Genomic DNA, 26,232 nt, shown 5'->3' with positions numbered 1-26,232 from the left:
ACCATAATTCCCTGAATGGGATCAACACGGGATCGTCTCTTGCCGCCTATGTCGGGAAATGTCGCCTGGGGCTGGCTGGGGCCGTTGCTGGTCGCGGCCTTCGGGGGGATCCTGCGCTTCGTCGGCCTCGGGCGGCCGAACGCGGTCATGTTCGACGAGACGTACTACGCCAAGGACGCCTGGGCGCTGATCAACCACGGGGTGGAGCGGGCCTCTCTCGGCACCGTGAAGGATCCCATCGCCGACAGGATGATCATCCAGGGGAACACCGACTTCCTGGTCAAGTGCACCCCGCCGGAGGCCGACCCCTGCCCGCTCTACGTGGCCCATCCGCCGCTGGGCAAGTGGATGATCGGTCTGGGCGAGCAGCTCTTCGGCATGACCCCCTACGGCTGGAGGTTCGCCGGGGCGGTCGTCGGGGTGCTGTCGATCCTGATCCTGGCCAGGGTGGCCCGCCGGATGACCCGCTCGACCCTGCTGGGCTGCCTGGCCGGACTGCTGCTCGCGGTCGACGGCCTGCACTACGTGCTGTCGCGTACCGCGCTGCTGGACATCTTCCTGATGTTCTGGGTGCTGGCCGGGTTCGCCTGCCTGGTGGCCGACCGCGACTGGGCGCGCGGGAGACTGGTCGACTGGTACGAGACCTCGCCGCTCAGTGATCAGGGCCCCTGGCTGGGACTGCGGCCGTGGCGGATCGCGGCCGGGCTCTGCCTGGGCGCGGCCTGCGCGGTCAAGTGGTCGGGGATCTTCTTCCTGGTCGCCTTCGCGATCATGTCACTGGTCTGGGACGCCGGTGCCCGCCGGGCCGTCGGCCTGCGCAGACCGTACCTGGGAGTGGTCAACCGGGACCTGACCGGTGCCCTGCTGGCGATGGGCCTGCTGCCGGCCCTCACCTACATCGTCTCCTGGTCCGGCTGGTTCGCCTCGTCGCTCGGCTGGGGCCGCAACTGGGCGCAGGCGACCTCGCAGGGCCCGGTGTTCTTCGTCTTCGACTCGCTGCGCTCCTGGCTGAGCTACCACTTCCAGGTGCTGGGCTTCCACACCGGGCTGAGCGAGGGGCATCCCTACCAGTCCGCACCCTGGACCTGGCCCCTCCTCTCGCGCCCGGTGGCGTTCCACTACCAGAGCCCCAAGGGCGCCTGCGGCACCGACAACTGCGCCGAGGCGGTGCTCGGCGTCGGCACCCCGGTCATCTGGTACGGCGGCCTGGCCGCCCTCATCGCCATGGTCGCCTGGTACGTCGCCACCCGTGACTGGCGCGCCGGGGCCCTGCTCCTCGGCTACGCCGCGGGCTGGCTCCCCTGGTTCTACTACGCCCTCACCGACAACCGGACCATGTACCTGTTCTACGCGATCCCCATGCTCCCCTTCATGATCCTCGCGCTGACCATGGTCGCCGGGCTGATCATCGGGCGGGCCGGCGCCGCGCCCAACCGCAGGGCGCTCGGGGCCGCGGTCGTCGGGGCCTTCACCCTGCTGGCGCTGGTCAACTTCTGGTGGCTCCACCCGGTGCTGGCCGCCGAGGTCATCCCGCACTCCCAGTGGTGGTCGCGGATGCTGTTCCGGAGCTGGGCGTGACGGGTGTGGTGGGTGTGCCGGACGCGGCGGGCCGGGAGAACCCGTGGCGCAGCGAGATCGCGGCCGCCAGGCAGGCCAGCGGCACCGCGGGCAGCAGGTAGCGGTAGTCGAACTCGGCGGTCGCGGCCGGGGCCAGGATGAGACCGAGGGCGGCCAGCCACGGCAGCAGCACGGGGCCGCCCAGCCTGCGCCAGCGCACCGCCACCCCGGCCAGGCCGATCAGCAGCAGCACGCCGATCACGAGGCCGGGCAGCCGGACGATCCGCTGGTAGCCCTGCATGAAGCCCGCCCACGGGTCGTGGACGTCGGTACCGATCACGCGTGGCTTGCCCTGGATCGGCGCGGTCCGCAGGCCCGGATCGTACTTCTGCGCGTCGGTGTCGGTGTTGCCCCGGTACGACGACCAGGCAGGGAGGATCTTGTTCTCCGGCAGGAACTCGTACTGCCGGTAGGTGTTGAAATCCGGGAAGCGCGGCCGGTCCCAGCGGAAGGCGCGGAAGAAGTCGCCGGCCACCAGGCTCAGATAGTCGAGCGGCTGGGACAGGATGGCCCGCTGGGCGAACGCGCCCGCCGTCTTGTTCGTCTCCGGGGTGAACGTGCTGCCCACCCCGAAGGCGTGGAAGCGCTGGCCGTTCTGTGCCCACCAGAGGTACTTCTGCCCGGAGAAGCCGCGCTGGCCCGGCGGCGCGCTGATGCACAGCAGCGCCAGCTCCAGCTCCTCGCGGGGGTCGATCCGCATCTTCTCGCAGTCGGCGAAGAGCGCCGTCCGCATGTAGAGGATCGCGCCGTCACTGTTGGTCATCGCGAAGTTGCCGTACGCGGAGGCGAACCAGGCCATGTAGCCGACCACGGGAAGCGCGCACGCGGTGATCATCGCCGCGATCGTCTTCCATGCCGTGCGCTTGACCAGCAGGTAGACCACGACCAGCGCGAGGATCGGCAGGCCGATCGACCGGGTGAGCGCGGTGAGGGCCAGCAGCAGCCCGATCACCGCGCCGGTCCGCCAGGACATCCGCCGGTGCCAGAGCACCAGCGTGATCACGGCCACGACCAGCAGCATGAACATCGCGTCGGACATGACCAGGTGTTCGAGCTGGATCTGGTACGCGTCGAACAGCACCGGCACCGCGGCCAGCGTCGCCCCCCAGCCGGGCAGGCCGAACCTGCCGCGCAGCAGGGTGTAGATCAGCACCGCGATGCCCAGGCCCATCAGGTGCTGCACGAAGACCACCAGGCCGAAACTGTGCAGCGGCCGCAGCGCCAGGAGCAGGAAGGAGTAGCCGTTCGGGCGCAGCGCACTGGGCCGGTCGGGGTTCACCGCCCCGGAGACGTACTCGTAGGAGTCGTTGAACCACAGGGCCGGGCCATAGCCGAGCATGGTGACCACACGCAGCAGGAACGCCAGCGCGAGGGCGGCCACGAAGAGGCGATGCCGGTACAGGAACGCCCGCAGGCGAGTGACCCGGTCGGGCGGAGGCACGTCCAGGCGAGGGCGGTCGGCGACGGTCACCATGCATTACAGGATGCCAGCCGTTTCAGGGAGTTGACCCGGGCGAGGGGCTTCAGAGGGCATCATGGTGAGACTGGCCTGTGCCGTGACTGAAGGGTTGAGACGTGGAACTGACCGTGGTCATGCCTTGTTTGAACGAGGCGGAGACCGTGGAGACCTGCGTACGCAAGGCACTGGCCTGCATGCGGGAACACGGGATCGACGGGGAAGTGCTGATCGCCGACAACGGCAGCACCGACGGCTCACAGCAGCTCGCACGCGAGGCCGGGGCCCGGGTCGTGCACGTTGACGCCAAGGGGTACGGCAACGCCCTGATGGGCGGCATCCGCGCCGCGCGCGGCCGCTACGTCATCATGGGCGACGCGGACGACTCCTACGACTTCACGGCGCTGCTGCCGTTCGTCGAGCAGCTCCGTGACGGCGCCGACCTGGTGATGGGCAACCGGTTCAAGGGCGGCATCGCGCCGGGCGCCATGCCCCCGCTCCACCGCTACCTGGGCAACCCGGTGCTCTCCTTCATCGGACGCCTCTTCTTTCCCAGCGCGATCGGTGACTTCCACTGCGGCCTGCGCGGTTTCCGGCGCGACTCCATCCTCAGGCTCGGCCTGCAGACCGGCGGGATGGAGTTCGCCAGCGAGATGGTGGTCCGCTCGACCCTGTCGGGCCTGGACGTACGCGAGGTGCCCACCACGCTCTCGCCCGACGGCCGCTCCCGCCCGCCGCACCTGCGCTCCTGGCGCGACGGCTGGCGCCACCTGCGCTTCCTGATGCTCTACAGCCCGCGCTGGCTGTTCTTCATCCCCGGCCTGGTGCTGATGACCCTCGGCCTGGTCGCGGGCGCCGCCCTGACCTTCGGCCCGGTCTACATCGGAAAGCTCGCCTTCGACGTCGACACCCTGGTCGGCGCCTCCGCCATGGTGGTGATCGGCTTCCAGGCGGTGCTGTTCGCGCTGTTCACCAAGGTGTACGCGGCCGAGGAGGGCTTCCTGCCGGAAGATCGGCGGGTGCGCAGGCTCATCGACATCGTCTCCCTGGAGAAGGGGCTGGTCGTCGGCGGGCTGCTGGCCCTGGGCGGTCTGGGCGGCCTGGTCGCCTCCCTGGTCCACTGGCAGACCCGCAGCTTCGGCCCGCTGATCCCCTCGGAGTCGCTGCGCCTCGTCGTGCCCTCGGCCACCGCGCTGATCGTGAGCTTCCAGACGATTTTCGCCGCGCTGTTCATCAGCATCCTCGGCATCCGCCGTACCAAGGAGACGCCCATCGACGTGGCCGCCTCCGCGGCGGAGGAGGCCGCCGAGGCAGTCAAGCGCGCCTCCGCGGCGGCGGAGGTGGCCGCGAGTGCCACTACCGGCAGGGAGAGCACCAAGGCCTGAGCCCGCGTCCCTTAGGCTGGGCACCATGTCCCAGCACATCCTGACCGCGGTCGCCTGGCCCTACGCCAACGGCCCCCGCCACATCGGGCACGTCTCCGGATTCGGCGTGCCATCCGACGTCTTCAGCCGCTATCAGCGGATGGCGGGCAACATGGTGCTCATGGTGAGCGGGACCGACGAGCACGGCACCCCGATCCAGGTGCAGGCCGACAAGGAGGGCCTGAGCGCCCGCGAGCTCGCCGACCGCTACAACAGGGTGATCGTCGAGGATCTCCAGGCGCTCGGCCTGTCCTACGACCTGTTCACCCGGACCACGACCGTGAACCACTACGCGGTGGCACAGGAGATCTTCAAGGGACTCCACGCCAACGGCTACATCTTCCCCCAGACCACGATGGGCGCCATCTCGCCCTCCACCGGGCGCACCCTGCCCGACCGCTACATCGAGGGCACCTGCCCCATCTGCGGTTACGAGGGCGCCCGTGGCGACCAGTGCGACAACTGCGGCAACCAGCTCGACCCGGTCCAGCTGATCAACCCGGTGAGCAAGGTCAACGGCGAGACGCCGGTCTTCGTGGAGACCGAGCACTTCATGCTCGACCTGCCCGCGTTCGCCGAGGTCCTGGCGTCGTGGCTGCGCTCCAAGGAGGGCGACTGGCGGCCCAACGTGCTGAAGTTCGCCCTCAACATGCTCGGCGACATGCAACCCCGCGCGATCAGCCGCGACCTCGACTGGGGCGTGCCGATTCCGCTGGAGGGCTGGAGCGACCAGGCCAACAAGCGGCTCTATGTCTGGTTCGACGCGGTCGTGGGCTACCTCAGCGCCTCCATCGAGTGGGCGCGCCGCTCCGGCGACCCGGAGGCCTGGCGCCGCTGGTGGCAGGACCCTGAGGCCCTCGGCTACTACTTCATGGGCAAGGACAACATCGTCTTCCACGCGGAGATCTGGCCGGCGATGCTGCTCGGCTACAACGGCCAGGGGGCCCGCGACGGCAAGCCGGGCTCGCTCGGCGCGCTGAACCTGCCCGCCGAGGTCGTCTCCAGCGAGTTCCTGACCATGGAGGGACGCAAGTTCTCCTCCTCCCGCCAGGTCGTCATCTACGTGCGTGACTTCCTGGAACGCTACGACGCCGACGCGCTGCGCTACTACATCGCGGTGGCGGGCCCGGAGAACCAGGACACCGACTTCACCTGGTCGGAGTTCCTCAACCGCAACAACGGCGAGCTGGTGGCGGCCTGGGGCAACCTGGTGAACCGCTCGATCTCGATGGCCGCCAAGAACTTCGGGGTCATTCCCGAGGCGGTCGACCTCACCGAGGTCGACCGCGCCATGCTGGAGCGGAGCCGCTCGGCCTTCCCGAAGGTCGCGGCCGAGTTCGAGCAGTGCCGGTTCAAGAACGCGACGAACGAGGCGTTCGAGGTCATCCGCGAGGCCAACAGGTACCTGGCCGAGCAGGAGCCCTGGAAGATCAAGGACAACCCCGAGCGGGTGAAGACCATCCTGCACGTCGCCCTGCAGGTGGTGGACGACGCCAAGACCCTGCTGACCCCGGTGCTGCCCAACTCCTCCAACAAGATCTACGCGATGCTCGGCGGCACCGGTGTCTGGGCGGGCATGCCGGAGATCCAGGAGGTCACCGACGAGGACGGCCGGAGCTACCCGATCATCACCGGCTCCTACGACGGCGCCGCGCGCTGGGAGTCCGTCCCGATCCGGGTGGGCACCCCGCTCTCCCCGCCGACCCCGCTCTTCGTCAAGCTCGACCCGAAGATCGTCGACGAGGAACTGGCCCGTCTGGGCGAGTAGCGGCGAAGGCCACCGGGCCGGGGAACGGGCCGGTCTCACCCGGCCGGCCCCTGCCCGGTAGCGTCGGCCGGCGGGCCGGTGCGCGCGGGGCCATGGCCCGGCCCCGGGCATGGGAACGAGCCGGTCCGCGCGGGGGCGCCGGGCGCGAGCGGGACCGGCTCCTCGGTAGGTTGGACGGCGTGAGCACGCAGAAGCTTCCCGCCGCCCCCGAGCCCCTGCCGGCAGAGGTGTTCGACAGTCACTGTCACCTGGACATCATGGTGGGCAACCGCCAGGCGTCCTCGGGCGATCCGGTCGCGCAGGCCGCGCAGGCGGCTCAGGCGAGCGTCGAGGGCATCCTCGACGAGGCCCGCGCCGTCGGTGTGACGCGGCTCGTCACGATCGGCTACGACCTGCCGTCCTCGCGCTGGAACGCCGAGACGGCCGCGCTCCACCCCGATGTCTATGCCGGGGTGGCCGTCCATCCCAACGAGGCGCACGCCTCGACGCCGGAGACCCTCGCCGAGATCGAACGGCTGGCCCGCCTGCCGCAGGTCAGGGCGGTGGGGGAGACCGGGCTCGACTACTACCGCGACTGGGCGTCGAAGGACGACCAGCACGCCAGTTTCCGGGCGCACATCGAGATCGCCAAGCGGACCGGCAAGGCCCTGGTGATCCATGACCGCGAGGCTCACGACGACGTGCTGCGCGTGCTGGCCGAGCAGGGCGCCCCGGAGGTGGTGGTCTTCCACAGCTTCTCCGGTGACGCCGAGATGGCGAAGCAGTGCGTCGATGCCGGATATTTCATGTCATTTTCTGGGCCAGTCACCTACAAGAACGCCGGATACCTCCGCGAGGCCGCGCGGGTCGCGCCGAGGGAGCTGATCCTCGTCGAGACCGACGCGCCCTACCTCCCGCCCATGCCGCATCGGGGCAAGCCCAACGCGCCCTACCTCATCCCGCTCACGCTGCGCTGCCTCGCGGAGGTCAAGGAGATCGACCTCACCGACCTCGCCGCCGCCGTCAGCGCCAACGGAGAGACCGTCTTCGGCTCCTGGTGAACTCCGGCCAGGTCCATGGCCGCGGGCGTGGGTCACGTACCGACGAGCTTCGCGTGACCTCGCTCAGCCCACCGCGGCGCCGAAGTCGGCGGAGGCACCGCCGTCCAGGGCGGGGATCCTTCCGGTGCCCGGCGAGAGCGGGACCCCCTGGGCGTCGTTGCGGCCCAGCAGGATGACCGTTCCCACGCCCGCCTGGTCGGGGGCGCCGACGACCAGCCGGTTACCGCTGAACCCAACGGACCAGCCGAAGTGGTCGCCGGCCTGACTCTGGGCGATCAGCCGGCTCCCCGCCGGGTCGCCCACCGGTACCAGTCGCACGCCGCCGCGCCGGTCGGGGCCGTCGAAGGGCACGCCCACGGCGAGCCTGACCCCTCCGGAGGCGGTGAACGCCAGCGAGAACCCGTATCCCTCGCCCGCCGCTCCCTCGGAGCCCTGGTCGAAGCCGGCGGCAGGGGCGATCTCCAGGGTGCTTGAGGCCTGGAACAACTGGACAAGACCGGAGTCCTGCACGCCCCCGCCGTCACCGAGCGGGGCGCTCACCGCGAGATAGCCGACGTCGCCCTCCTCGGCATAGGCCATCGCGTAACCGAACAGGTCGCCCGCGCCGGCGTCGACGATCTCGCGGAGGTCCCACTTCTTGCTCCGGTACTCGCTCCGGGACCCGGGTACGTCGAAGATCACTGTGAGCGCCCCCGCGTCCAGTTCGCCCCCGCCGGCCTGGGGTCCCGTTCCGTCGTCGTTCTCGTACGGCGATCCGACCGCGAGATCCGGCTCGCCAGGGACGCCGCCCAGTTTGCCGATCGCCAGCGACCAGCCGAACATGTCGCCGACCTCGCCGTTGCCCGTGACGCCCTTGGACTCCTGGGAGATCCGCCGGCCCTCGCCGGACGTCTCGGTGTCGAACAGGTAGACCGCGCCGGAGTCGGCGACACCGTCGGTGTTCTCGTGCGGGGCGCCGACCGCCACCAGCGTCCCGCCGGAGGCCAGGGACCAGCCGAAGTGAGCGTCGGCCTCGGGGGAGGGAGAGACCAGGCGGATCGTCCTGGGGTCGGGGCCGCCGTGCACCACGTAGACCGCGCCCGCGTCCCGGTAGCCCGCCACGTCCGCGTACGGGGCGCCGATGAGCAGGTCGGCGCAGCCGTCGCCGTCGATCCTGGCCAGCCGCACCGACCACCCGAAGCCGTCACCCGCCTCGGTCTCGGCGACGGTCACGGCCTTCCCGCTTTCCCCCCGGCCGAACAGCACGTGCACGGCACCCGCGCCGGCCGGCCCGCCGGGGTCGGCGAACGGATCGCCGACCGCGATGTCGTCCACCCCGTCGCCGTCGAAGTCGCTCGCGCCCGTTCCGGTGCAGTCGGCGGCCGGGGTGGAAGCGGCATCGGACCAGGCGGATCCGGTGGACGACCACGCGATCGCGGTCGCGGCCACGAGAGAGAGCAGCAGCCTCATGACACCCTCACCTCTATCTCCCCGCCGCCCTCGATCACCGTTCCGGTCAGCTTCGCGGGTTTGCGGGACGGGGGCAGGTCGTAGACCAGGACTCCGTCCACCTTCGCCCCGGGGGGCAGGATGGCCGGCGGCTCCGTCGAGGAGCTCTCGGCGGTGTGCGCCGTGCCGGCGTCGTCGAGCAGGGTGAGCGGGGTGCGGCTGAGCCGGGCCGCCTCCCCGCCGGTGTTGATCAGCGTCCACGGGATCGTGCAGAGCATGCCGCGTACCGGGGTGGCGCCCTCGTAGCCGGTGAGTCCGCACGTCGGGGTGCGCGGGATGATCAGCTGCGGGTCCTTGAGGAAGGAGCCCGTCGTGACCCTGCGGCCCACGCCGGTGGCGCCGGTGCCGCCGGTGCCGCCGGTGACACCGGTACTGCCCGCCCGCGTCTCCCCCCGGTCACCCGGGTCCGGGCCCTGCAGGTTCAGCAGCACGACGACCGTGACGGCCAGTGCCGCGAGCACGGCCAGCCCGGCGAACAGCCAGCGCCGCCGGGGTGCCGTCCTGCCGGCGCCAGGCGTGTCCGGTTCGGCGGAAAGCCGGAGGCCAGATGGCGTCCGGGCCGGGACGGGGCCGGTGAACGGGTGTGACGGCGATGTCGTGGGTTCGGGTCGCGAGGGCGAGCGGGAGTCCGCAGGTGCCGGTGCCGGTGCCGGTGCCGGTGCCGTGGCAGGGCCGGGCGGCGCGGGCGTGGCGGGTGCGGTGGCCGGGTCCGCGGGCTCCTGGATCGGCGGGGCGGGAAACCGCGTCCCCAGGTTCAGCGCGCTGAGCGTCTGGGTGGAGTCGGGCTCCACGTTGGCGGGTGGCTGCCAGGACTCGTGGAGCAGGTCACTGGCTATCAACGTGGGCGGGTCGGCCCGGGTGGGAGCCGGTGAGGACGGAGCGGCGATCCCGCCGCCGACCAGGGCGATCAGCAGGTCCTGGGCGGTGGGCCGCTGGTAGGGGTCCATCGCGGTCGCGCGGCGGGCCAGGTCGTTCAGCGGGGCGGGGAGCGCGCCCAGGTCGGGCGGGTTGTTGAGCAGCCGGGTGGCCATCGTTATCAGGTCGCCCCGCCCGTAGGGGTGGCGGCCGTTGCCCGCGTACGCGACCAGGCAGCCCCAGGCGAAGATGTCCGCGGCCGGCGTGATGGCCAGGCCCCGGACCTGCTCAGGGGCCCACCAGCCGGGGCTGCCGAGTACCTCGCCCGAGCGGGTGAAGCTGTGCGTGGAGTCAAGGGCCCTGGCGATGCCGAAGTCGATCACCCGGGGCCCGGACATGGACAGGATCACGTTGGCGGGTTTGAGGTCGCGGTGCACCAGGCCGGCGATATGGATCGCGGCCAGCGCCGCCGCCACCCCCAGGGCCACGCCGTGCAGCGTTCCGGGCTCCAGCGCGCCGTGTTCGGAGATCTGGCGGGACAGCGGCGTGCCCGCGATGTACTCGGTGACCATGTACGGCCGGTTGTCGTCGCCGGTGCCGTTGTCCAGCACCTGCGCCGTGCAGAACGAGGCCACCCGCCGGGCGTTCTCGACCTCCGCGTGGAATCTCGCGGCGAAGCCGTCCTCGACCGCGACCTCCGCCTTCACCACCTTGAGCGCGACCGGTCGTCCGGCCGGCGCCAGTGCCAGGTAGACGGTCCCCATCCCGCCCTCGCCAAGGCGTCCGAGCAGGCGGTAGGCCCCGATGCGCTCGGGGTCGGTGGATCGCAGCCCTTCGACACCGGGCTGGTTCACGTCCTCTTCACCGGGAAGGTTCCCTTCCTCGCAGTCGGTCCCCCGTATGGCAACGTTATCCACAACGGAACCTCTCGTGCTCCATCACGCGTCCTCGCATGGGCTTCGGTGCGGGAAACTTGTCGGGTGACATGGGAGAGCGACCTTGGGTGATCGAGGCAGACATATCGGAGACCGCAGCGGTTCGGTGGGCGTGCAGTCCGGGCCACTGCGTGAGGGACCAGCATGAGCCTTCTTGGTCCAGCGGAAATACGTATTTTGGCGAACAAGCTCAATATTCGTCCGACGAAGAAGCTCGGCCAGAACTTCGTGATCGACGCGGGCACGGTCCGCAAGATCGTGAGGGTGGCCGAGCTTGAGCCCGATGACGTGGTCATCGAGGTCGGTCCAGGGCTGGGGTCGCTCACGCTCGCGCTGCTTCCCGAGGTCCGCGGCGTGATCGCGGTGGAGATCGATCCCGTTCTCGCCGCCCAGCTGCCGCTGACGGTCGACCGGCACGCCCCGGAGCTCGCCGACCGGCTCACCGTGGTGCTCGCCGACGCCATGCGTGTCCTGCCCGAGGATCTGCCCGCGGAGCGGCCGAGCGCGCTGGTCGCCAACCTTCCCTACAACGTGTCGGTCCCGGTGGTGCTCCACCTGCTGGAGACGCAGCCGTCGCTGCGCAAGGTCCTGATCATGGTCCAGGCCGAGGTCGCCGACCGGCTGGCCGCCGCCCCCGGTTCCAAGGTCTACGGCATCCCCTCGGTCAAGGCCGCCTGGTACGCCGACGTCCGCCGGGCCGGTCCCGTCGGCCGCACCGTCTTCTGGCCGGTTCCCAACGTCGACTCCGGCCTGGTCTCGATGGTCCGGCGGGAGCCGCCCACGACGGTGGCCACCCGCGAGGAGGTCTTCGCGGTGGTGGACGCCGCCTTCGCCCAGCGTCGCAAGACCCTGCGTGCCGCCCTCGCCTCCTGGGCTGGTACGGCCCCCGCCGCGGAGCGGGCGTTGCGGGCCGCCGGGATCAACCCCGCCACGCGCGGCGAGCAGCTTACGATCGAGGATTTCGCGAGGATCGCGGAGAACCGTACGCCTGAAAGCGGTACATAGTGTGATTTGCCGGTTCGTTTACGTGCGGGGGAGAGGGATCCCGTTACGATCTGACGTCGTGACCAGTGAGCGAGCCCCCATGGGGGACGCATGAACTCCGTGACCGTCCGCGTACCAGCGAAGGTCAACCTGCAACTTGCCGTCGGACCGCTGCGGGATGACGGCTACCACGACCTCGTCAACGTCTTCCACGCCGTCTCGATCTTCGATGAGGTCACGGCCACCGCGGAGACCGGGATGAGCGTCCGGGTGGAGGGCGAGTCCGCGGACCAGGTGCCCGAGGACGGAGACAACCTCGCGATCCGGGCGGCCCTCGCGCTGGCCGGGCACGCGGGCCGCCCGTACGGGGTGAACCTGCTCATCCGCAAGTCGATCCCGGTGGCGGGCGGCATGGCGGGCGGCAGCGCCGACGCCGCCGCGGCCCTGGTCGCCTGCAACGAGCTCTGGGGTCTCGGCCTGCCGCGTGAGGACCTGATGGAGATCGCCGCCGACCTCGGCAGCGACGTCCCCTTCGCCCTGCTCGGCGGTACGGCGATCGGCACCGGCAGGGGAGAGCGGCTGACCTCGCTGGAGGTCGCGGGCACCTTCCACTGGGTGTTCGCGCTGGCCGACGGCGGCCTGTCCACGGCCACGGTCTACGCCGAGTGCGACCGCCTCCGCCAGGCGAGCGGCGAGCTGGTGGCCTGGCCCCAGGCCGCCGAGGCACTGCTGGCCGCGCTCCGCGTGGGTGACGCGGAGGCCCTTGGTGCCCAGCTCGGCAACGACCTGCAGCCCGCCGCCGTGGCGCTGCGCGGCTCGCTGGCCCGCACCCTGGACGTGGGGCGGGAGCGGGGCGCCCTCGGCGCGCTGGTCTCCGGCTCCGGGCCCACCTGCGCCTTCCTCGCCCGGTCGGCGGCCCACGCGGGCGAGCTGGCAGCCGACCTGAAGGACGCCGGCGTGGCGCGCGACGTCATCACCGCCCACGGCCCCGTGCCCGGCCCGGCGGTCGTCTAGGCCCCCGTGGTCACCGGCCCCGCGGGCGCACGACCGGCCGGTCTCGCCGGTCGAGGCGGCCATCCGATGGAGGTGCGGGGCCCCCGTTCCCGAAGACGCCGTCAGGGACGGGACGGTTCTCGCGGCGGGGGCCGCGTGGGCCGGGAGCGGATAGGCTTGTCTGGCGATGAATCTGGTCAATCTTGAGTCGGTCTCCCACTCCTACGGTCCCAAGCCCCTGCTCAACGACGTCTCACTCGGCATCGAGGCGGGCGACCGCATCGGCGTGGTCGGCCGCAACGGCGGTGGCAAGACCACCCTCATCTCGGTGATAGCCGGTGACCTCAAGCCCAATGCCGGGCGGGTCACCCATAACCGGGGACTCCAGGTAGGGGTGCTGTCGCAGGGCGACGACCTCGACCCGGTGCGGCCGGTGCGCGACATCGTCCTCGGTGACAGGTCCGAGCACGAGTGGGCGGGTGACGCGGGCATCCGTGAGATCCTCGCCAGCCTGCTCGGCGACATCGACCTGACCGCGCTCGCCGGGAGCCTGTCGGGAGGTGAACGGCGCCGTACCGCCCTGGCCAAGCTGCTCATCGACGAGCACGACCTGATCATCCTGGACGAGCCCACCAACCACCTCGACATCGAGGCCATCGACTGGCTCGCCCGGCACCTGGCCGGCCGCAGGACGGCACTGCTGGTCGTCACCCACGACCGGTGGTTCCTCGACGCGGTCTCCACCAGGACGTGGGAGGTCACAGACGGTTCGGTCGAGCGCTACGAGGGCGGGTACGCCGCGTACGTGCTGGCCAAGGCCGAGCGCGCCCGGGTGGCCGCCGCCTCCGAGGCCCGCCGCCAGAACCTGATGCGCAAGGAGATCGCCTGGCTCCGCCGGGGTCCGCCCGCCCGCACCTCCAAGCCCAAGTTCCGCATCGACGCCGCCCAGGCGTTGATCGCCGACGAGCCTCCGGCCAGGGAGAGCGTCGAACTGGTCAAGTTCGCCGCGGCCCGGCTGGGACGCACGGTCTACGACCTTGAGGACGTCACGCTGCACGCCGGGGGGCCCGGCCAGGGACCGCTGGTCCTCGACCACTCGACCTGGCAGTTCGGTCCCGGCGACCGGATCGGCCTGATCGGAGTGAACGGCTCCGGCAAGTCCTCGCTGCTCCGCCTGCTCGCCGGTACCGTGCACCCCGACTCGGGCAGGCTGGTACGCGGCAAGACGGTCCGCCTGGCGCACCTGTCGCAGGAGTTGGGCGAGCTCGACCCGGAGCGCCGGGTGCTGGAGACCGTCGAGGAGATCCGCAAGTTCGTGCAGGTCGGCAAGAAGGAGTGGACCGCCTCCCAACTGCTGGAGCGCCTCGGCTTCAAGGGGGACGCGCAGTGGAAGGTCGTCGGTGACCTGTCCGGCGGCGAGCGGCGCCGTCTGCAGCTGCTCCGCCTCCTGATGGACGACCCCAACGTGCTGCTGCTCGACGAGCCGACCAACGACCTCGACATCGAGACGCTCAACGAGCTGGAGGACCTGCTCGACGGCTGGCCGGGCACGTTGATCCTGGTCAGTCACGACCGTTACTTCCTGGAGCGGGTCACCGACAGGACCGTCGCCCTGCTCGGTGACCACAGGCTGTCGATGCTCCCCGGCGGAGTGGACGAGTACCTGTCCCGGCGGGCCTCGGGTGCGGCGGTGTCCGCGCGCGCGGCGTCCGGCGCGGTCTCCGGTGCGGCCTCCGCCACCTCGGCCGCGGTCGCGAAGGAGACGGTGGCCGGTCTGTCGGCGCGTGAGGAGCGCGATCTCCGCAAGGAGCTCTCCCGGCTGGAACGCCAGCTCGACAAGCTGAGCGGACGCGAGGCGAAACTGCACGAGTCCATGGCCGACGCCGCCGCCGACTACGAGCGGCTGGCCTCGCTCGACGCGCAGCTGAAGGAGATCCTCGCGGAAAAGGACTCGATCGAGGGTGAGTGGCTGGAACTGGCCGACCGCCTGGGTGAGTGAGCCTTCCCGGAGGCTGCCGATCGCTGCCCGAGCCGTCCGCGAAGGCTCGTGGGTTGGCTGAGGACGGGCGGCGCGCCGGGTTTATCCCGCTGCCCTCGGGCATGGAGGTCAGTGCGCTCCGGTGTCGGTTGCGTCAAAAGGGACGAGTAGCGTGCGCAGCAGGTCCGAAAGGGCCTGCTGTTCGCGTTCCTGCAGGCTCGCGAGGAGCTCGCGTTCGCGGCGCAGCAGGTCGGCGAAGGCGTCGTCCACCCGGGTCCGCCCGGCGTCGGTCAGGGAGACCAGGACGCCGCGCCGGTCCTCGGGGTCGGGGCGCCGCCTCACCAGCCCGGCCGCGGCCAGCCGGTCGATCCGGTTGGTCATCGTCCCCGACGTCACCAGCGTCGCGCGGAGCAGGGCTCCCGGGCTCATCTGGTACGGCTCCCCGGCCCGGCGCAGGGCGGTGAGCACGTCGAACTCCCAGGTCTCCAGGTCGTGCTCGGCGAAGGCGGCCCGGCGGGCGCGGTCGAGGTGGCGGGCCAGCCGGGAGACCCGGCTGAGCACCTGGAGCGGCTCCACGTCGAGGTCCGGGCGTTCCTGATTCCAGGCGGCGACCAGCAGGTCGACCTCGTCCTTCGCCCCGGCCGAACGGCTGGAGTCGTGGTCCGCGTGGTACAGGGTCATACCGGGAGTCTATCTGTCTTGACATCGAGATATCTCGCCGGATATCAATTGTCTTGATGTCGAGATATACCTGGGACCCCGTGATCTACGGTCGCTACGCCGACGAGCGTGCGCGCCCCTTCTTCGATCTTGTTTCCAGGATAGCCGTAGAGAACCCCGGCTACGTGGTCGACGCGGGCTGCGGCACCGGCGAGCTCACCGCCGAGCTCGCCAGGCGCTGGCCGGATGCCCGGGTCCACGGCTTCGACTCCTCGCCCGCCATGATCGAGAAGGCGCCGGCGGGCGGTTCGCTCTCCTTCTCCGTCGACGACGTCACGCGCTGGCGCCCTGAGCGGCCGGTCGACGTGATCGTGTCCAATGCCGTCCTGCACTGGGTGCCCGACCACCGCGAGCTGCTGTCGCGCTGGGTGGAGGCCCTCGCCCCCGGTGGCCGGCTCGCCTTCCAGGTTCCCGGCAACTTCGACGCTCCCAGCCACGCCCTGGTCCGCGAGCTCTGCCGGACGAAGTGGCGCGACCGGCTGGGCGACCTGGCCCGCCCCACCCCGGTCGACGACCCGGCCGGCTATCACGACCTGCTCGCTCGACCGGGCTGTCGGGTGGACGCCTGGGAGACCACCTACCTGCACGTGCTCCCCGGCGACGACGCCGTGCTCTCCTGGATCACCGGCACCGCCCTGCGCCCCATGCTCGACCGCCTGGATCCCGCCGAGGCCGCCGGCTTCCTCGCCGACTGCGCCGCCCTGCTTCGCGAGGCCTACCCCCGCGGGCCGTACGGCACGGTCTTCCCCTTCCGCAGGATCTTCGTGGTCGCCGGGAAGTGACCGGGTGACGCGCCGCCGCCCGCCCGGCGGGGGCCGGCGGGTTGGCGATCTCGGGAGCGGGTTTCCGGCCCAACAACAGGGCATGAATGGATATATGGGCAAATTAGGGGATGACCTGTGGCAATAGAGATCGAGGATAAGTTCGACGTGCCGGAGGATTACCAGCTGCCGGACCTCACCGGACTTCCGGGCGTCGGGGAGGTCGTGGGCCCGAAGAGCCATCGGCTGGTCGCACTCTACTTCGACACGCCCGATCTGAGGCTCGCCGCGCGGGGGATCACCCTGAGAAGGCGCAGGGGCGGCACCGATCCCGGCTGGCACCTCAAGCTTCCCAAGGCCAAGGGCGTACGGCAGGAGATCACCCACCCGCTGACCCGGAGCATCAAGATCGTTCCTGCCGAGCTGGCGGATCTGGTGCTCGCCTACACCCGGGGCGCCCCGCTGGCGCCCGTCGCCGAGTTGGACACTCGCCGTGCCGTCACCACGCTGGTCAACGACACCGGGGTGAGGCTGGTCGAGATCGCCGACGACCGGGTCAAGGGCACCGTGCTCGGCGACGAGCCCCACGTCGAGCGCTGGCACGAGGTCGAGGCGGAGATCCTCCATGGCGACGAGAGGCTGCTGAAGAAGGTCGGAAAGCGGCTGCGCAAGGCCGGCGCCAGTCCCGCCGAATCGGCGAGCAAGCTCGCGCGCCTGTTCGGTGGCGCCGGAGCGGCCCCCGAGCAGCCGCGTGCCAGGACGGCCCCGGGCTCCGCGGGTGAGGTCGCCGTCGGTTATCTCACCGCCCAGGTCGGCGCGTTGCTCACGCAGGACCCCCGGGTCCGCAGGGCCGAGGAGGACGCCGTGCACCAGATGCGCGTCGCCGCCCGGCGGCTCCGCAGCGCGACGAAGTCGTTCAGGACGGTCGTCGGGGGCACCGGGAGCGTCCAGGACGAGCTCAAGTGGCTCGGCGCGGTCCTCGGCGAGGCACGCGACCTGGAGGTCATCCGCGAGCGGTTCGCGAGCAGGCTCGACAGCCTGGACAGCGCGCTGATCGTGGGTCCGGTCAGGGCCCGTCTCAGCTCCGACCTGCTGGACGACGAGCACGAGGCCCTCGACCGGATCAGGGACGCTCTCGGCTCCGAGCGCTACTTCGCCCTGCTCGACGCCCTCGACGACCTGATCGCCACCCCCGTGCTCACCAAGGCCGCCGGCCGGCCCGCGGAGACCCTGAAGGCCGTCGCGGCCAAGAGCTGGCGCCGGGTCGCCAGGGCCTACGACACCGCGCTGTCCATCGAGGACCCCGTCGAGCACGAGCTCGCCATGCACGAAGTGCGTAAGGCGGCCAAGCGGGCCCGTTACACCGCGGAGGTGCCCGGTATGAAGAAGCTGGCCAAGCGGGCGGAGACGGTACAGGAGGCGCTGGGCACCCACATGGACGGCGTCGTCGCGCAGGAACGGCTGGTGGCCGAGGCCGCGAACGCTCGTCTGGCGGGGGAGGACACCTACACCTACGGCGTGCTGACCGGCGTGGAGCGGGCCGGCGCCGAGCGCGCCGGCGAGGAGTTCCCCCGGATCTGGGCCGACACCGCGGCCGCCGTCGCGAAGCTTCTCTGACGTCCTCTCGACCGCCACGCGCTCGGGACCGGCGAGGACCCGGACGGACCCGCTGGAGATCGCGTCAGACGGTGTAGCGGTCCACGGCCACGACCCGGCCGCCGTTGTGGTGCAGCACCGTGAACGCGCCCTTGGCCAGCCGCGCGTCGCCGGACCGGCCGCCGACTTCGGAGATCAGCTCGGGCAGGGTCTTGCCGTGGCCGCAGAGCGCCGTGGGCCGGTTCGAGGCCAGTGCCTTCTCGACCAGGAGCAGGGAGGCCTGGAAGTCGCGGTAGGTCTCCGACAGGACGGGTTCGAGCCGGACCGGCAGGCCGGCCCGTTCGGCGTACGGTTCCAGGGTCTGCACGCACCGCCTGCTGGGGGAGCTGACCAGCTCCGCGGGGCGGAAGGCGCCCAGCACGCTCGCGAGCACCTCGGCCTGCCTCAGGCCGTTCTCGTCGAGCGGCCGGTCGTCGTCGTCGCCCTTCCAGTCCTGCCGGTTGCCTGCCAGGGCGTGCCGTACCAGCACGAGCGGGGTGGTCGCCGGCGATGCCGCGCCGAGCGCGCGGAGCAGCCCGGCATCCCAGTCGTAGGTCAGGCGCCGTGCGGCCTCCTCGACAGGCAACCAGACCACATCGTCGACCTCGCGCCTGTCGGTACGGCTCTCCTCGGAGACCATCCTGGCCAGCCAGTAGTCGACGTGCTTGGGCAGCCCGCCCTTCGTGTAACGGCTCGGCGGCAGCGACCGGCCGAGCTCCACGGTGGTCCCCGTCTCCTCGGCCACCTCGCGCAGCGCGCCGGTGATGGCGTGCTCGCCGTTCTTCAGCTTCCCCTTGGGGAACGACCAGTCGTCGTACTTGGGCCGATGGACGAGGGCGACCTCAGGCGCGTCCGGTGAACCGCGCCAGACGACCGCCCCGGCCGCGCGGATCATGCCGTCCGGGTGGACGGCGTGCTCAGTCATCGACGGCCCTCCACCTACGGGTGCCGATCAGATGGGTCTGCAGGTCATCGCCGGGATGCCGGACCCAGGTCCCGTCCGGGTTGAGCCACCAGGTCGCGGTGTCGTCGGACATGGCCCGGTCCAGCAGGCCGCTGAGGTAGTTCCGCTGCTGCTGGCTGGAGACCTTGACCAGCACCTCCACCCGGCGCTCGATGTTGCGGCGCATCATGTCACCGCTGCCGATCCAGACCTCCGGACGCCGGCCGTGGCCGAACTCGTAGATCCGCGAGTGTTCGAGGAAACGGCCCAGCACGCTCCTGACCCGGATGTTCTCCGACAGCCCCGGTATGCCGGGGCGGAGCGTGCAGACCCCTCGTACCCACAGATCCACCGGTACGCCGGCCCGCGACGCCCGGTAGAGGGCGTCGATGATGGGCTCGTCGACCAGGGAGTTCGTCTTCATCCTGATACCGGCGGGGCGGCCCGCCTCCTGATGGGCGATCTCCCGCTCGATCCTGGCCAGCAGGCCGCCGCGCAGGGAGTGCGGGGCGACCAGCAGCCGCCGGTAGGCCGAGTGGTTGGAGTAGCCGGTCAGGTGGATGAACAGGTCCGTGACATCCTCGCCGACCAGCCGGTCGGCGGTGAGCAGGCCCAGATCCTCGTACAGCCTGGCGGTCTTGGGGTTGTAGTTGCCCGTGCCGATGTGGCAGTAGCTGCGCAGCTCGCCCGAGACCTCCTGCCGCACCACCAGGGCGAGCTTGCAGTGGGTCTTCAGCCCCACGACGCCGTAGACCACGTGGCATCCGGCGCGCTCCAGCTTGCGCGCCCAGGTGATGTTGGCGTGCTCGTCGAACCTGGCCTTGATCTCCACGACCACGACCACCTGCTTGCCCGCCTCGGCGGCGTCGATCAGCGCGTCCACGATCGGTGAGTCGCCGCTGGTGCGGTAGAGGGTCTGCTTGATGGCCAGCACGTTCGGGTCGGCGGCGGCCTGCTCGATGAACCGTTGCACGCTCGTGGAGAACGAGTCGTACGGGTGGTGCAGCAGCACGTCCCGCTCGCGCAGCACCGCGAAGATGTCGTCCTCGACGTGCACCACCTCCGCGGGCACGAACGGGCGGAAGGTCAGCTCGCTCCGGTCGAGGTCGGCGATCGCGTGCAGCCCGGTCAGGTCCAGCGGCCCCGGCAGCCGGCAGATCTCGTGCTCGGCCACTCCCAGCTCGTCCACCAGCAGGTCCAGCACCTCGGGGGTGATGGTGTCCTCGACCTCCAGCCGGACCGGAGGGCCGAAGCGGCGCTTGAGAAGCTCGCGTTCCAAGGCCTGCATGAGGTTCTCGGTGACGTCCTCGTCGACGTCCAGGTCCTCGTTACGGGTCACCCGGAAGGCGTGGTGTTCGACGATCTCCATACCTTTGAAAAGCTGCCCCAGGTGAGCGGCGATGACATCTTCCAGCGGGACGAAACGGTTCATGGACGCCGTGACGAAGCGGGGAAGCCGGCTGGGCACCTTGACCCGGGCGAAGACCGTGTTGCCGGTCGAGGGGTTGCGGACGGTGACCGCCAGGTTCAGTGAGAGTCCCGAGATGTACGGGAAGGGGTGGGCGGGGTCGACGGCCAGCGGCGTCAGCACCGGCCTGATCCGCTCCCTGAAGAGTTTGCGCATCTCGGTGCGCTCGTCGCGGCCGAGGTCGTCCCAGCGCACGATCTCGATGCCCTCGGCGCTCAGCTGCGGGCGGATCCGCTCGTAGAAGCAGGCCGACTGCCGCAGCGCGAGGTCGTTGGCGATCGCCGCGATCCTGGGCAGTTCCTCGCGGGGTTTCAAACCGCTCTTCGTGCGGAGCAGGAGGCCGGTGGCCATCCGCCGTTTCAGCCCGGCCACCCGTACCCGGAAGAACTCGTCCAGGTTGCTGGCGAAGATGGCGAGAAACCGCACTCTCTCCAGCAGCGGCAGGGACGGATCCTCCGCCATCTCCAGAACCCGTTGGTTGAACTGGAGCCAGCTCTCCTCCCGATTGAGGAAGCGCTCTTGCGGGAGAGGAAGTCCGTCGGGGGTGGAACGGGCGAGTTCAGCGGACATATGACCAGAATGCCCGCTTTTGTTGAACAGAACGTTAATTTCGTCTCAACGGGCGCCGTTGTTTACTCACTTGGCTCAAGCTTTTCCCTCTCTTCACCAACGAGTTTCGCTCGCTTGACGGCCTCGCGTTCGGCGGCCCTGGCCTCGCGGAGCATCGCCTTCTCCAGCTCCTTCTGCTCCCGCTCGCGGGCCCGCTCCTGCTCCCTCAGCAGTCGCTGCTGCTCCTTCTGTTCCCGCTCGCGTGCCTTCTCCAGCTCCCGCTGCTCGCGGAGCCGGGCCTTCTCCTGCTCCCTGGCCAGTTTCTCGGCCTCGCGCTGTTCGCGCTCGCGCAGCTTCTCCTGTTCCTTCTGCTCCCGCTCACGGGCCTTCTCCTGCTCCCGGAGCTCCTTTTCGGTCGGGGGCGAGGGCGGCTGAGGCGCGGGCGACCGTGATCCCGCCGAGTGCGGTGACGGCTGGGCGGGGCGGGGCTGCGGGCGTGATCCCGGTGGATGGGGGCCGGTGTCGGCCGGGCGCTGTGGCGCCTGGGCTAGCCGCTGCCCCAGGCCGCGAGAGGAGGCGGTGAGCCGAGGGCTCGGGTCCAGCCCGGTCAGACCGTTCCAGGCCAGGTTGACCAGGTGCGCGGCGACCTCCTCGCGCGACGGACTGCGCACGTCCAGCCACCACTGGCCGGTCAGCGCGACCATGCCGACCAGCATCTGGGCGTACATGGGGGCCAGCTTGGGGTCATAGCCCCGTTCGACGAACTCGTCGACCATGACGTCCTCGACCTGGCTGGCGATGTCGTTGATCAGGCTGGCGAACGTGCCGGTCCCCGAGGCGGCGTGCGAGTCGCGAACGAGGATGCGGAAACCCTCACTGTTCTCCTCCACGTAGGCCAGCAGGGCCAGGGCCGCCCGCTCCAGCTTGATCAGCGAGTGCGAGGCGGACAGGGCCTCGGTCACCATGATCAACAGCTTCTGCATCTCCCGGTCGATGACGACCGCGTACACGCCCTCCTTGCCGCCGAAGTGCTCGTAGACCACCGGCTTGGAGACGTTGGCGGTCGCCGCGATCTCCTCGACCGATGTGCCGTCGAACCCTTTCTCCGCGAACAGGGTCCTGCTGATCTGGATCAGCTGTTCCCGGCGTTCCTTACCTGACATCCGCCGTCGGGGTTCGCTCACGGTTCTAATAATGCTGCTCCGCTGTGTTGATTGCGACGCTGGCGCGTCGCGGTTCGGCCGTGTTAACGGCGACGCTGGCGCGTCGCGGTTCGGCCGCTCTTACCCGGCTCCTTCCCTCGTCGAGCGGGGTCGCTCGTCCCTCGCAACCCCGCTCTCCTCGGTCCAGTCGCCGGCGCGGCCTCACGGGGGAGTCCCTCAGGGACGGAGCACGGGGCATGTCCCCGGGATGTTTTCCGAGGCGGGTGACCGGCACGGCCTCGGGAGGACCGTCCCCGGGGGAGAGGACGCGTCCCCGGGGGGGAGGGAAGGAGAGGTGGGGGTCAGGTGGCGATGCGTTTGGCGGCCAGGCGTTCGGGGGTGGGCCAGCGGACGTCGTAGGCCCAACCGGCCTTCTCGAACCAGCGGATGACACCGGCGCTGAGGTCGATCTGCCCCTTCAGCGCGCCGTGCCGGGCGCAGGTGGGGTCGGAGTGGTGCAGGTTGTGCCAGGACTCGCCGAAGGAGGGGATGGCCAGCCACCACACGTTGCGGGACTTGTCGCGTGATTCGAAGACCTCCTCGCCGAAGACGTGGCAGATGGAGTTGATCGACCAGGTCACATGGTGCAGCAGGCCGACCCTGACCAGGGTGCCCCAGAAGAAACCGGTGGCCATGCCCCACCACGACCAGGTCAGCAGGCCGCCCAGCAGGGCGGGCATGACTATCGTGGTGATCGCCAGGACCGGGAAGAACTTGTGCAGCTTGATGATGTCCGGGTCCTTGACCAGGTCGGGGGCGTACTTCTCACGGTTGGCCCGATCGGCCTCGAACAGCCAGCCCATGTGCGCCCAGAGCAGGCCCTTGGACACGGCCACGAAGCCGGTGCCGAAGCGCCACGGCGAGTGCGGGTCGCCCTCCTTGTCGGAGAACTTGTGGTGCTTGCGATGGGTGGCCACCCAGTCGAGCACCGACATCTCCATCGAGAGGCTGCCCGCGATGCCCAGCGCGATCTTCAACGGGCGCTTGGCCTTGAACGAGCCGTGCGTGAAGTGGCGGTGCAGACCGACGGTGACACCCAGCCCGGTGACCACGTAGAAGACCACCGCGATCACGATGTCGGACCAGCCGAGCCCCCAGCCCCAGGCGAACGGGATGGCCGCGGCCAGGGCGATCAGCGGGGCACCGACGACCACCCCGAAGGTGATGATCTCGGGCAGTGTTTTCGGCTCTGGGTCTACGTCGGGTTTCGGGCCCGGAGCTGGGCGTTCTTCGATGACGGTCATGCGCTACCTCGCGGTGGTTCGGAAAAGGCAAGGATTCACGTGCGGCTACGCCACCGTAACCTACGCCATCGTAAGTTAGGAATCCCTAAGCACCAAGTGTGTGGAAGCTGACCCTCCGGGGCTGGCGCCGTAGCGGCTTCGTAATCTGTTCTACCCGTGTCTGACCTGCCAAACGACGGGTTCTCCAGGCTCATTGCCGGGGCGGCTCGACTTCGCGAGCACGACGGCTTCCAAACCGCGCGCGTTCGACACCGCAGGCTCTGTATCGTAGGGGGGCCAGGCGTACGGGGGTCATCCCTGCGGTCTGGTCGATCCGGCATTGGGTAATTGGCAGCCCGCAAGGTTTTGGTCCTTGTTGTCCAGGTTCGAGTCCTGGTGCCGGAGCCGTCTCTTATGTCTGCTTTATTGGCTCGGCTAGTCGGCTGGGTGGGTTCCCGAACGGGAAGGTATCCTCACGTTGTCGAGCAGGTGACGGTGCCATGCCCTGGGGGTGGATGTCCGTCATCGTGCTCCGTCATGTCTCAGCCGCGACGCCGAGGGAGCCTCGTCCGTGAGTGTGCCGCGCCCGGCCGCCGTGATTGTCCTTGCCGCAGGCGAGGGCACCCGGATGAAGTCGAGAACACCAAAGATCCTTCATGAACTGTGCGGCCGTACCCTGGTCGACCATATGCTCGCCGCCGCGAGAGGGCTCGAACCCGAGCGGCTCATCGTTGTCATCGGCCACGAACGGGAGCGGGTCCAGGCGCATCTGGCCGGCACCGGCCCCGACGCGCAGGTCGTCGTCCAGACCGAGCAGAAGGGCACCGGTCACGCCGTCCGTACCGTCCTGGAGACGGTGGGCACCATCGGCGGCACCGTCCTGGTGACCTATGGCGACACGCCGCTGCTGCGCTCCGAGACCCTCGCGGCCCTGCTCGAACGGCACGGCGAGGACGGTAACGCCGTCACCGTGCTGACGGCCGAGGTTCCCGACCCGTACGGCTACGGCCGGATCATCCGCGACGCCTCGGGGGCGGTTCTGGAGATCGTCGAGGAGAAGGACGCCGACCCCGCGCAGCGGGCGATCAAAGAGATGAACTCCGGCGTCTACGCCTTCGACGGGTCCCTGCTGGCCGACGCGGTCAAGCGAGTGTCCACCTCCAACGCCCAGGGCGAGGAGTACCTCACGGACGTCCTCGCGATCCTGCGCCAGGACGGCCACCGGGTCGGCGCTCACGTCGCGGCCGACTACGTGGAGGTGGAGGGTGTCAACGACCGCGTACAGCTCGCCTTCGCCCGCCAGGTTCTCAACGCGCGCCTGCTGGAGACGCACATGCGGGCCGGGGTGACCGTGGTCGACCCGGCCAGCACCTGGATCGATGTGGACGTCACCCTCGAACAGGACGTGGTGATCCACCCCGGTACCCAGCTGCACGGCCGTACGGCGGTCGCCGAGGGCGCCGAGGTCGGTCCCGCCAGCACGCTGACCGACACCGTCGTCGGTGCGGGGGCGCTGGTGCGCAACGCCGTCTGCACCGAGGCCGTGATCGGCCCCGAGGCCCTGGTCGGGCCGTACGCCTATTTGCGCCCAGGCACCGTGCTGGCGCGCAAGGCCAAGGCCGGAACGTACGTCGAGATGAAGAACGCCCAGGTCGGAGAGGGTGCGAAGGTGCCGCACCTGAGCTATGTGGGTGACGCGACGATCGGCGCCGGCGCCAACATCGGCGCCTCGGCGATCTTCGTCAACTATGACGGGGTCAACAAGCATCACACGACGGTGGGCGAGCACGCCTTCGTCGGATGCGACACCATGCTCGTCGCGCCGGTCAACATCGGCGACGGCGCATATACGGCCGCGGGTTCGGTCATCGACGGAGATGTCCCGGCAGGGAGCATCGGGGTGGCCCGCGGACGGCAACGCAATATCGAAGGGTGGGTCGTGCGCAGGCGCGCGGGCACCAGATCGGCTCAGGCGGCGCTGAAGGCCGCCGAGCCGGGGAAACAGCAGGGGAGCCAGAAGTGAGTGAGCGGAGCGAGCGGCCCGATGGGCGCGGCGTCGCACGGACATCGATGTGCTCTCCGGCGAGGGGGACGGCATGAGCGGCATCAAGAAGACCGGCGAGAAGAACCTGATGTTCTTCTCCGGGCGGGCGCATCCGGAGCTGGCGGACGAGGTGGCGAGTCACCTCGGGGTCGACGCGGCACCGACCACGCTGCGCGACTTCGCCAACGGGGAGATCTACGCCCGCTACCAGGAGTCGGTCCGTGGCTGTGACGCGTTCGTCATGCAGAGCCACACCGGGCCGATCAACCAGTGGATCATGGAGCAGTTGATCATGGTGGACGCGCTCAAGCGCGCCTCCGCCAAGCGGATCACCGTGATCATGCCGTTCTACGGCTACGCCCGCCAGGACAAGAAGGGCCGGGGCCGCGAGCCCATCACCGCCCGCCTGATGGCCGACATGTTCAAGACGGCCGGCGCCGACCGGCTGATGTCGATCGACCTGCACACCTCCCAGATCCAGGGCTTCTTCGACGGCCCGGTGGACCACCTGTTCGCCATGCCCGTCCTGGTCAACTACCTCAAGGACAAGCTCGACCTGGGCACGACCACGATCGTCTCACCCGACACCGGGCGGGTGCGGCTCTCGGAGCGCTGGGCCGACACGCTGGGCACCCCGCTGGCCTTCATCCACAAGCGCCGCGACCTCGACGTGGCCAACCAGGTGAAGGTGAGCGAGGTCGTCGGCCGGGTGAAGGGCCGGACCTGTGTGCTGATCGACGACATGATCGACACCGCGGGCACGATCTGCAAGGCGGCCGACGCCCTCTACGAGCAGGGCGCCACCAACGTGATCGTGGCGGCCACCCACGCGGTCTTCTCCGACCCCGCGGTCGACCGGCTGAAGAACGCCAGGGTCTCCGAGGTCATCGTCACCAACACGTTGCCGCTCCCCGAGGACAAGAGGTTCGACAAGCTCACGGTCCTGTCGATCGCTCCGCTGATCGCCCGGGCCATTAACGAGGTCTTCAGCGACGGTTCGGTGACCAGCCTCTTCGAAGGCGACAGTTAGTTACTCGTCACCTCCCCGCCGAACATCACCTTCCCCCTCGGGGACGCGCCGTCCACCCACCCTGGGAACGTGCCCGTGCCCCGTCCCCGAGGGACGATCCGCGTGAGGTCCCCAGAAAC

At 70.0% G+C, this 26,232-nt stretch carries 19 protein-coding genes and 1 tRNA gene; 12 read left to right on the top strand and 8 right to left on the bottom strand.

All coding sequences use genetic code 11. The annotated features are described in order from the left end of the window. Positions 1-48: 48 nt before the first annotated feature. Entirely contained in the window at positions 49-1,578 is a 1,530-nt protein-coding gene (locus ACQP0P_RS42525; protein WP_433367305.1) for a dolichyl-phosphate-mannose--protein mannosyltransferase, read from the top strand. Here ACQP0P_RS42525 and ACQP0P_RS42520 read toward each other — a convergent pair. Then, the gene (locus ACQP0P_RS42520) at positions 1,526-3,091 is read right to left on the bottom strand and encodes a hypothetical protein (RefSeq protein ID WP_433367303.1); all 1,566 of its coding nucleotides are present in this window, start codon (positions 3,089-3,091) and stop codon (positions 1,526-1,528) included. The two genes, ACQP0P_RS42525 and ACQP0P_RS42520, sit on opposite strands and share 53 nt — an antisense overlap. A gap of 101 nt (positions 3,092-3,192) precedes the next feature. Between ACQP0P_RS42520 and ACQP0P_RS42515 the strand changes: the two genes are divergently transcribed. The 3 genes from ACQP0P_RS42515 to ACQP0P_RS42505 all read left to right on the top strand — a co-directional run bounded on the left by ACQP0P_RS42515 (position 3,193) and on the right by ACQP0P_RS42505 (position 7,305). Further along, a complete protein-coding gene (locus tag ACQP0P_RS42515; RefSeq protein ID WP_433367300.1) occupies positions 3,193-4,458 on the top strand; it encodes a glycosyltransferase in 1,266 nt (421 codons plus the stop codon). Positions 4,459-4,483: 25 nt separating this feature from the next. Then, complete coding sequence (gene metG / locus ACQP0P_RS42510) at positions 4,484-6,265, top strand: methionine--tRNA ligase (RefSeq protein WP_433367297.1); 1,782 nt, start codon at positions 4,484-4,486, stop codon at positions 6,263-6,265. Positions 6,266-6,444: 179 nt separating this feature from the next. Then, entirely contained in the window at positions 6,445-7,305 is an 861-nt protein-coding gene (locus tag ACQP0P_RS42505; RefSeq protein ID WP_433367294.1) for a TatD family hydrolase, read from the top strand. A 63-nt stretch (positions 7,306-7,368) separates the two neighbouring features. On the opposite strand, the gene ACQP0P_RS42500 is transcribed toward ACQP0P_RS42505, so the two are convergent. Continuing rightward, positions 7,369-8,754 (bottom strand): FG-GAP-like repeat-containing protein, encoded by a 1,386-nt coding sequence (locus ACQP0P_RS42500; protein WP_433367291.1) that lies wholly within the window; start codon positions 8,752-8,754, stop codon positions 7,369-7,371. Beyond that, positions 8,751-10,502, bottom strand: coding sequence for a serine/threonine-protein kinase (locus ACQP0P_RS42495; protein ID WP_433367288.1), 1,752 nt, complete (start codon positions 10,500-10,502; stop codon positions 8,751-8,753). The genes ACQP0P_RS42500 and ACQP0P_RS42495 overlap by 4 nt, the downstream gene beginning before the upstream one ends. Positions 10,503-10,727: 225 nt before the next feature. On the opposite strand from ACQP0P_RS42495, the gene rsmA reads away from it, so the two are divergent. The 3 genes from rsmA (at position 10,728) to ACQP0P_RS42480 (ending at position 14,559) form a co-directional block, all read left to right on the top strand. Continuing rightward, a complete protein-coding gene (rsmA, locus tag ACQP0P_RS42490; RefSeq protein ID WP_433367286.1) occupies positions 10,728-11,588 on the top strand; it encodes a 16S rRNA (adenine(1518)-N(6)/adenine(1519)-N(6))-dimethyltransferase RsmA in 861 nt (286 codons plus the stop codon). 90 nt (positions 11,589-11,678) lie between these two features. Beyond that, positions 11,679-12,581, top strand: coding sequence for a 4-(cytidine 5'-diphospho)-2-C-methyl-D-erythritol kinase (locus ACQP0P_RS42485; RefSeq protein WP_433367283.1), 903 nt, complete (start codon positions 11,679-11,681; stop codon positions 12,579-12,581). Positions 12,582-12,747: 166 nt separating this feature from the next. Continuing rightward, complete coding sequence (locus ACQP0P_RS42480) at positions 12,748-14,559, top strand: ABC-F family ATP-binding cassette domain-containing protein (protein WP_433367280.1); 1,812 nt, start codon at positions 12,748-12,750, stop codon at positions 14,557-14,559. 108 nt (positions 14,560-14,667) lie between these two features. Here ACQP0P_RS42480 and ACQP0P_RS42475 read toward each other — a convergent pair whose 3' ends face one another. Further along, positions 14,668-15,219 (bottom strand): MarR family winged helix-turn-helix transcriptional regulator, encoded by a 552-nt coding sequence (locus tag ACQP0P_RS42475; protein WP_433367278.1) that lies wholly within the window; start codon positions 15,217-15,219, stop codon positions 14,668-14,670. 56 nt (positions 15,220-15,275) lie between these two features. On the opposite strand from ACQP0P_RS42475, the gene ACQP0P_RS42470 reads away from it, so the two are divergent. Both ACQP0P_RS42470 and ACQP0P_RS42465 read left to right on the top strand, forming a co-directional pair. Then, entirely contained in the window at positions 15,276-16,040 is a 765-nt protein-coding gene (locus ACQP0P_RS42470; protein ID WP_433367275.1) for a trans-aconitate 2-methyltransferase, read from the top strand. Between the two features lie 117 nt (positions 16,041-16,157). Then, positions 16,158-17,636, top strand: a complete 1,479-nt coding sequence (locus ACQP0P_RS42465) for a CHAD domain-containing protein (RefSeq protein ID WP_433367272.1) — start codon at positions 16,158-16,160, stop codon at positions 17,634-17,636. A 64-nt stretch (positions 17,637-17,700) separates the two neighbouring features. Here the strand turns inward: ACQP0P_RS42465 and ACQP0P_RS42460 are convergent, their stop codons facing one another. The 4 genes from ACQP0P_RS42460 to ACQP0P_RS42445 all read right to left on the bottom strand — a co-directional run bounded on the left by ACQP0P_RS42460 (position 17,701) and on the right by ACQP0P_RS42445 (position 23,060). Next, complete coding sequence (locus tag ACQP0P_RS42460; RefSeq protein ID WP_433367269.1) at positions 17,701-18,579, bottom strand: NUDIX hydrolase; 879 nt, start codon at positions 18,577-18,579, stop codon at positions 17,701-17,703. Beyond that, the gene (locus ACQP0P_RS42455; RefSeq protein WP_433367267.1) at positions 18,572-20,635 is read right to left on the bottom strand and encodes an RNA degradosome polyphosphate kinase; all 2,064 of its coding nucleotides are present in this window, start codon (positions 20,633-20,635) and stop codon (positions 18,572-18,574) included. Before ACQP0P_RS42455 ends, ACQP0P_RS42460 begins: the two co-directional genes overlap by 8 nt. Positions 20,636-20,697: 62 nt before the next feature. After that, on the bottom strand, positions 20,698-21,798 hold the full coding sequence (locus ACQP0P_RS42450; RefSeq protein WP_433367264.1) for a TetR family transcriptional regulator: 1,101 nt from the start codon (positions 21,796-21,798) through the stop codon (positions 20,698-20,700). A 320-nt stretch (positions 21,799-22,118) separates the two neighbouring features. Beyond that, entirely contained in the window at positions 22,119-23,060 is a 942-nt protein-coding gene (locus ACQP0P_RS42445; protein WP_433367261.1) for an acyl-CoA desaturase, read from the bottom strand. 312 nt (positions 23,061-23,372) lie between these two features. Here ACQP0P_RS42445 and ACQP0P_RS42440 point away from each other — a divergent pair. The 3 genes from ACQP0P_RS42440 (at position 23,373) to ACQP0P_RS42430 (ending at position 26,113) form a co-directional block, all read left to right on the top strand. Beyond that, positions 23,373-23,444, top strand: a tRNA-Gln gene (locus ACQP0P_RS42440). A 166-nt stretch (positions 23,445-23,610) separates the two neighbouring features. Then, on the top strand, positions 23,611-25,062 hold the full coding sequence (glmU, locus tag ACQP0P_RS42435; protein WP_433367259.1) for a bifunctional UDP-N-acetylglucosamine diphosphorylase/glucosamine-1-phosphate N-acetyltransferase GlmU: 1,452 nt from the start codon (positions 23,611-23,613) through the stop codon (positions 25,060-25,062). Positions 25,063-25,135: 73 nt separating this feature from the next. Next, positions 25,136-26,113 (top strand): ribose-phosphate diphosphokinase, encoded by a 978-nt coding sequence (locus ACQP0P_RS42430; RefSeq protein ID WP_433367256.1) that lies wholly within the window; start codon positions 25,136-25,138, stop codon positions 26,111-26,113. The last annotated feature ends 119 nt before the right edge of the window (positions 26,114-26,232 follow it).

Origin of the sequence: Streptosporangium sp. CA-115845 (genome assembly GCF_050943795.1) — a bacterium.
In the GTDB taxonomy this organism is placed as follows: Bacteria; Actinomycetota; Actinomycetes; order Streptosporangiales; family Streptosporangiaceae; genus Streptosporangium.
This window is presented reverse-complemented; position numbering and strand designations above follow the sequence as displayed.

What these genes read in the sequence shown, in the direction of transcription:
- ACQP0P_RS42475 (WP_433367278.1), bottom strand. Translation starts at nt 15,219, where the DNA reads ATGACCCTGTACCACGCGGACCACGACTCCAGCCGTTCGGCCGGGGCG.
- ACQP0P_RS42460 (WP_433367269.1), bottom strand. Translation starts at nt 18,579, where the DNA reads ATGACTGAGCACGCCGTCCACCCGGACGGCATGATCCGCGCGGCCGGG.
- ACQP0P_RS42455 (WP_433367267.1), bottom strand. Translation starts at nt 20,635, where the DNA reads ATGTCCGCTGAACTCGCCCGTTCCACCCCCGACGGACTTCCTCTCCCG.
- ACQP0P_RS42430 (WP_433367256.1), top strand. Translation starts at nt 25,136, where the DNA reads ATGAGCGGCATCAAGAAGACCGGCGAGAAGAACCTGATGTTCTTCTCC.
- ACQP0P_RS42485 (WP_433367283.1), top strand. Translation starts at nt 11,679, where the DNA reads ATGAACTCCGTGACCGTCCGCGTACCAGCGAAGGTCAACCTGCAACTT.
- ACQP0P_RS42470 (WP_433367275.1), top strand. Translation starts at nt 15,276, where the DNA reads ATGTCGAGATATACCTGGGACCCCGTGATCTACGGTCGCTACGCCGAC.
- ACQP0P_RS42500 (WP_433367291.1), bottom strand. Translation starts at nt 8,754, where the DNA reads ATGAGGCTGCTGCTCTCTCTCGTGGCCGCGACCGCGATCGCGTGGTCG.
- rsmA (WP_433367286.1), top strand. Translation starts at nt 10,728, where the DNA reads ATGAGCCTTCTTGGTCCAGCGGAAATACGTATTTTGGCGAACAAGCTC.
- ACQP0P_RS42445 (WP_433367261.1), bottom strand. Translation starts at nt 23,060, where the DNA reads ATGACCGTCATCGAAGAACGCCCAGCTCCGGGCCCGAAACCCGACGTA.
- ACQP0P_RS42520 (WP_433367303.1), bottom strand. Translation starts at nt 3,091, where the DNA reads ATGGTGACCGTCGCCGACCGCCCTCGCCTGGACGTGCCTCCGCCCGAC.
- ACQP0P_RS42480 (WP_433367280.1), top strand. Translation starts at nt 12,748, where the DNA reads ATGAATCTGGTCAATCTTGAGTCGGTCTCCCACTCCTACGGTCCCAAG.
- metG (WP_433367297.1), top strand. Translation starts at nt 4,484, where the DNA reads ATGTCCCAGCACATCCTGACCGCGGTCGCCTGGCCCTACGCCAACGGC.
- ACQP0P_RS42525 (WP_433367305.1), top strand. Translation starts at nt 49, where the DNA reads ATGTCGGGAAATGTCGCCTGGGGCTGGCTGGGGCCGTTGCTGGTCGCG.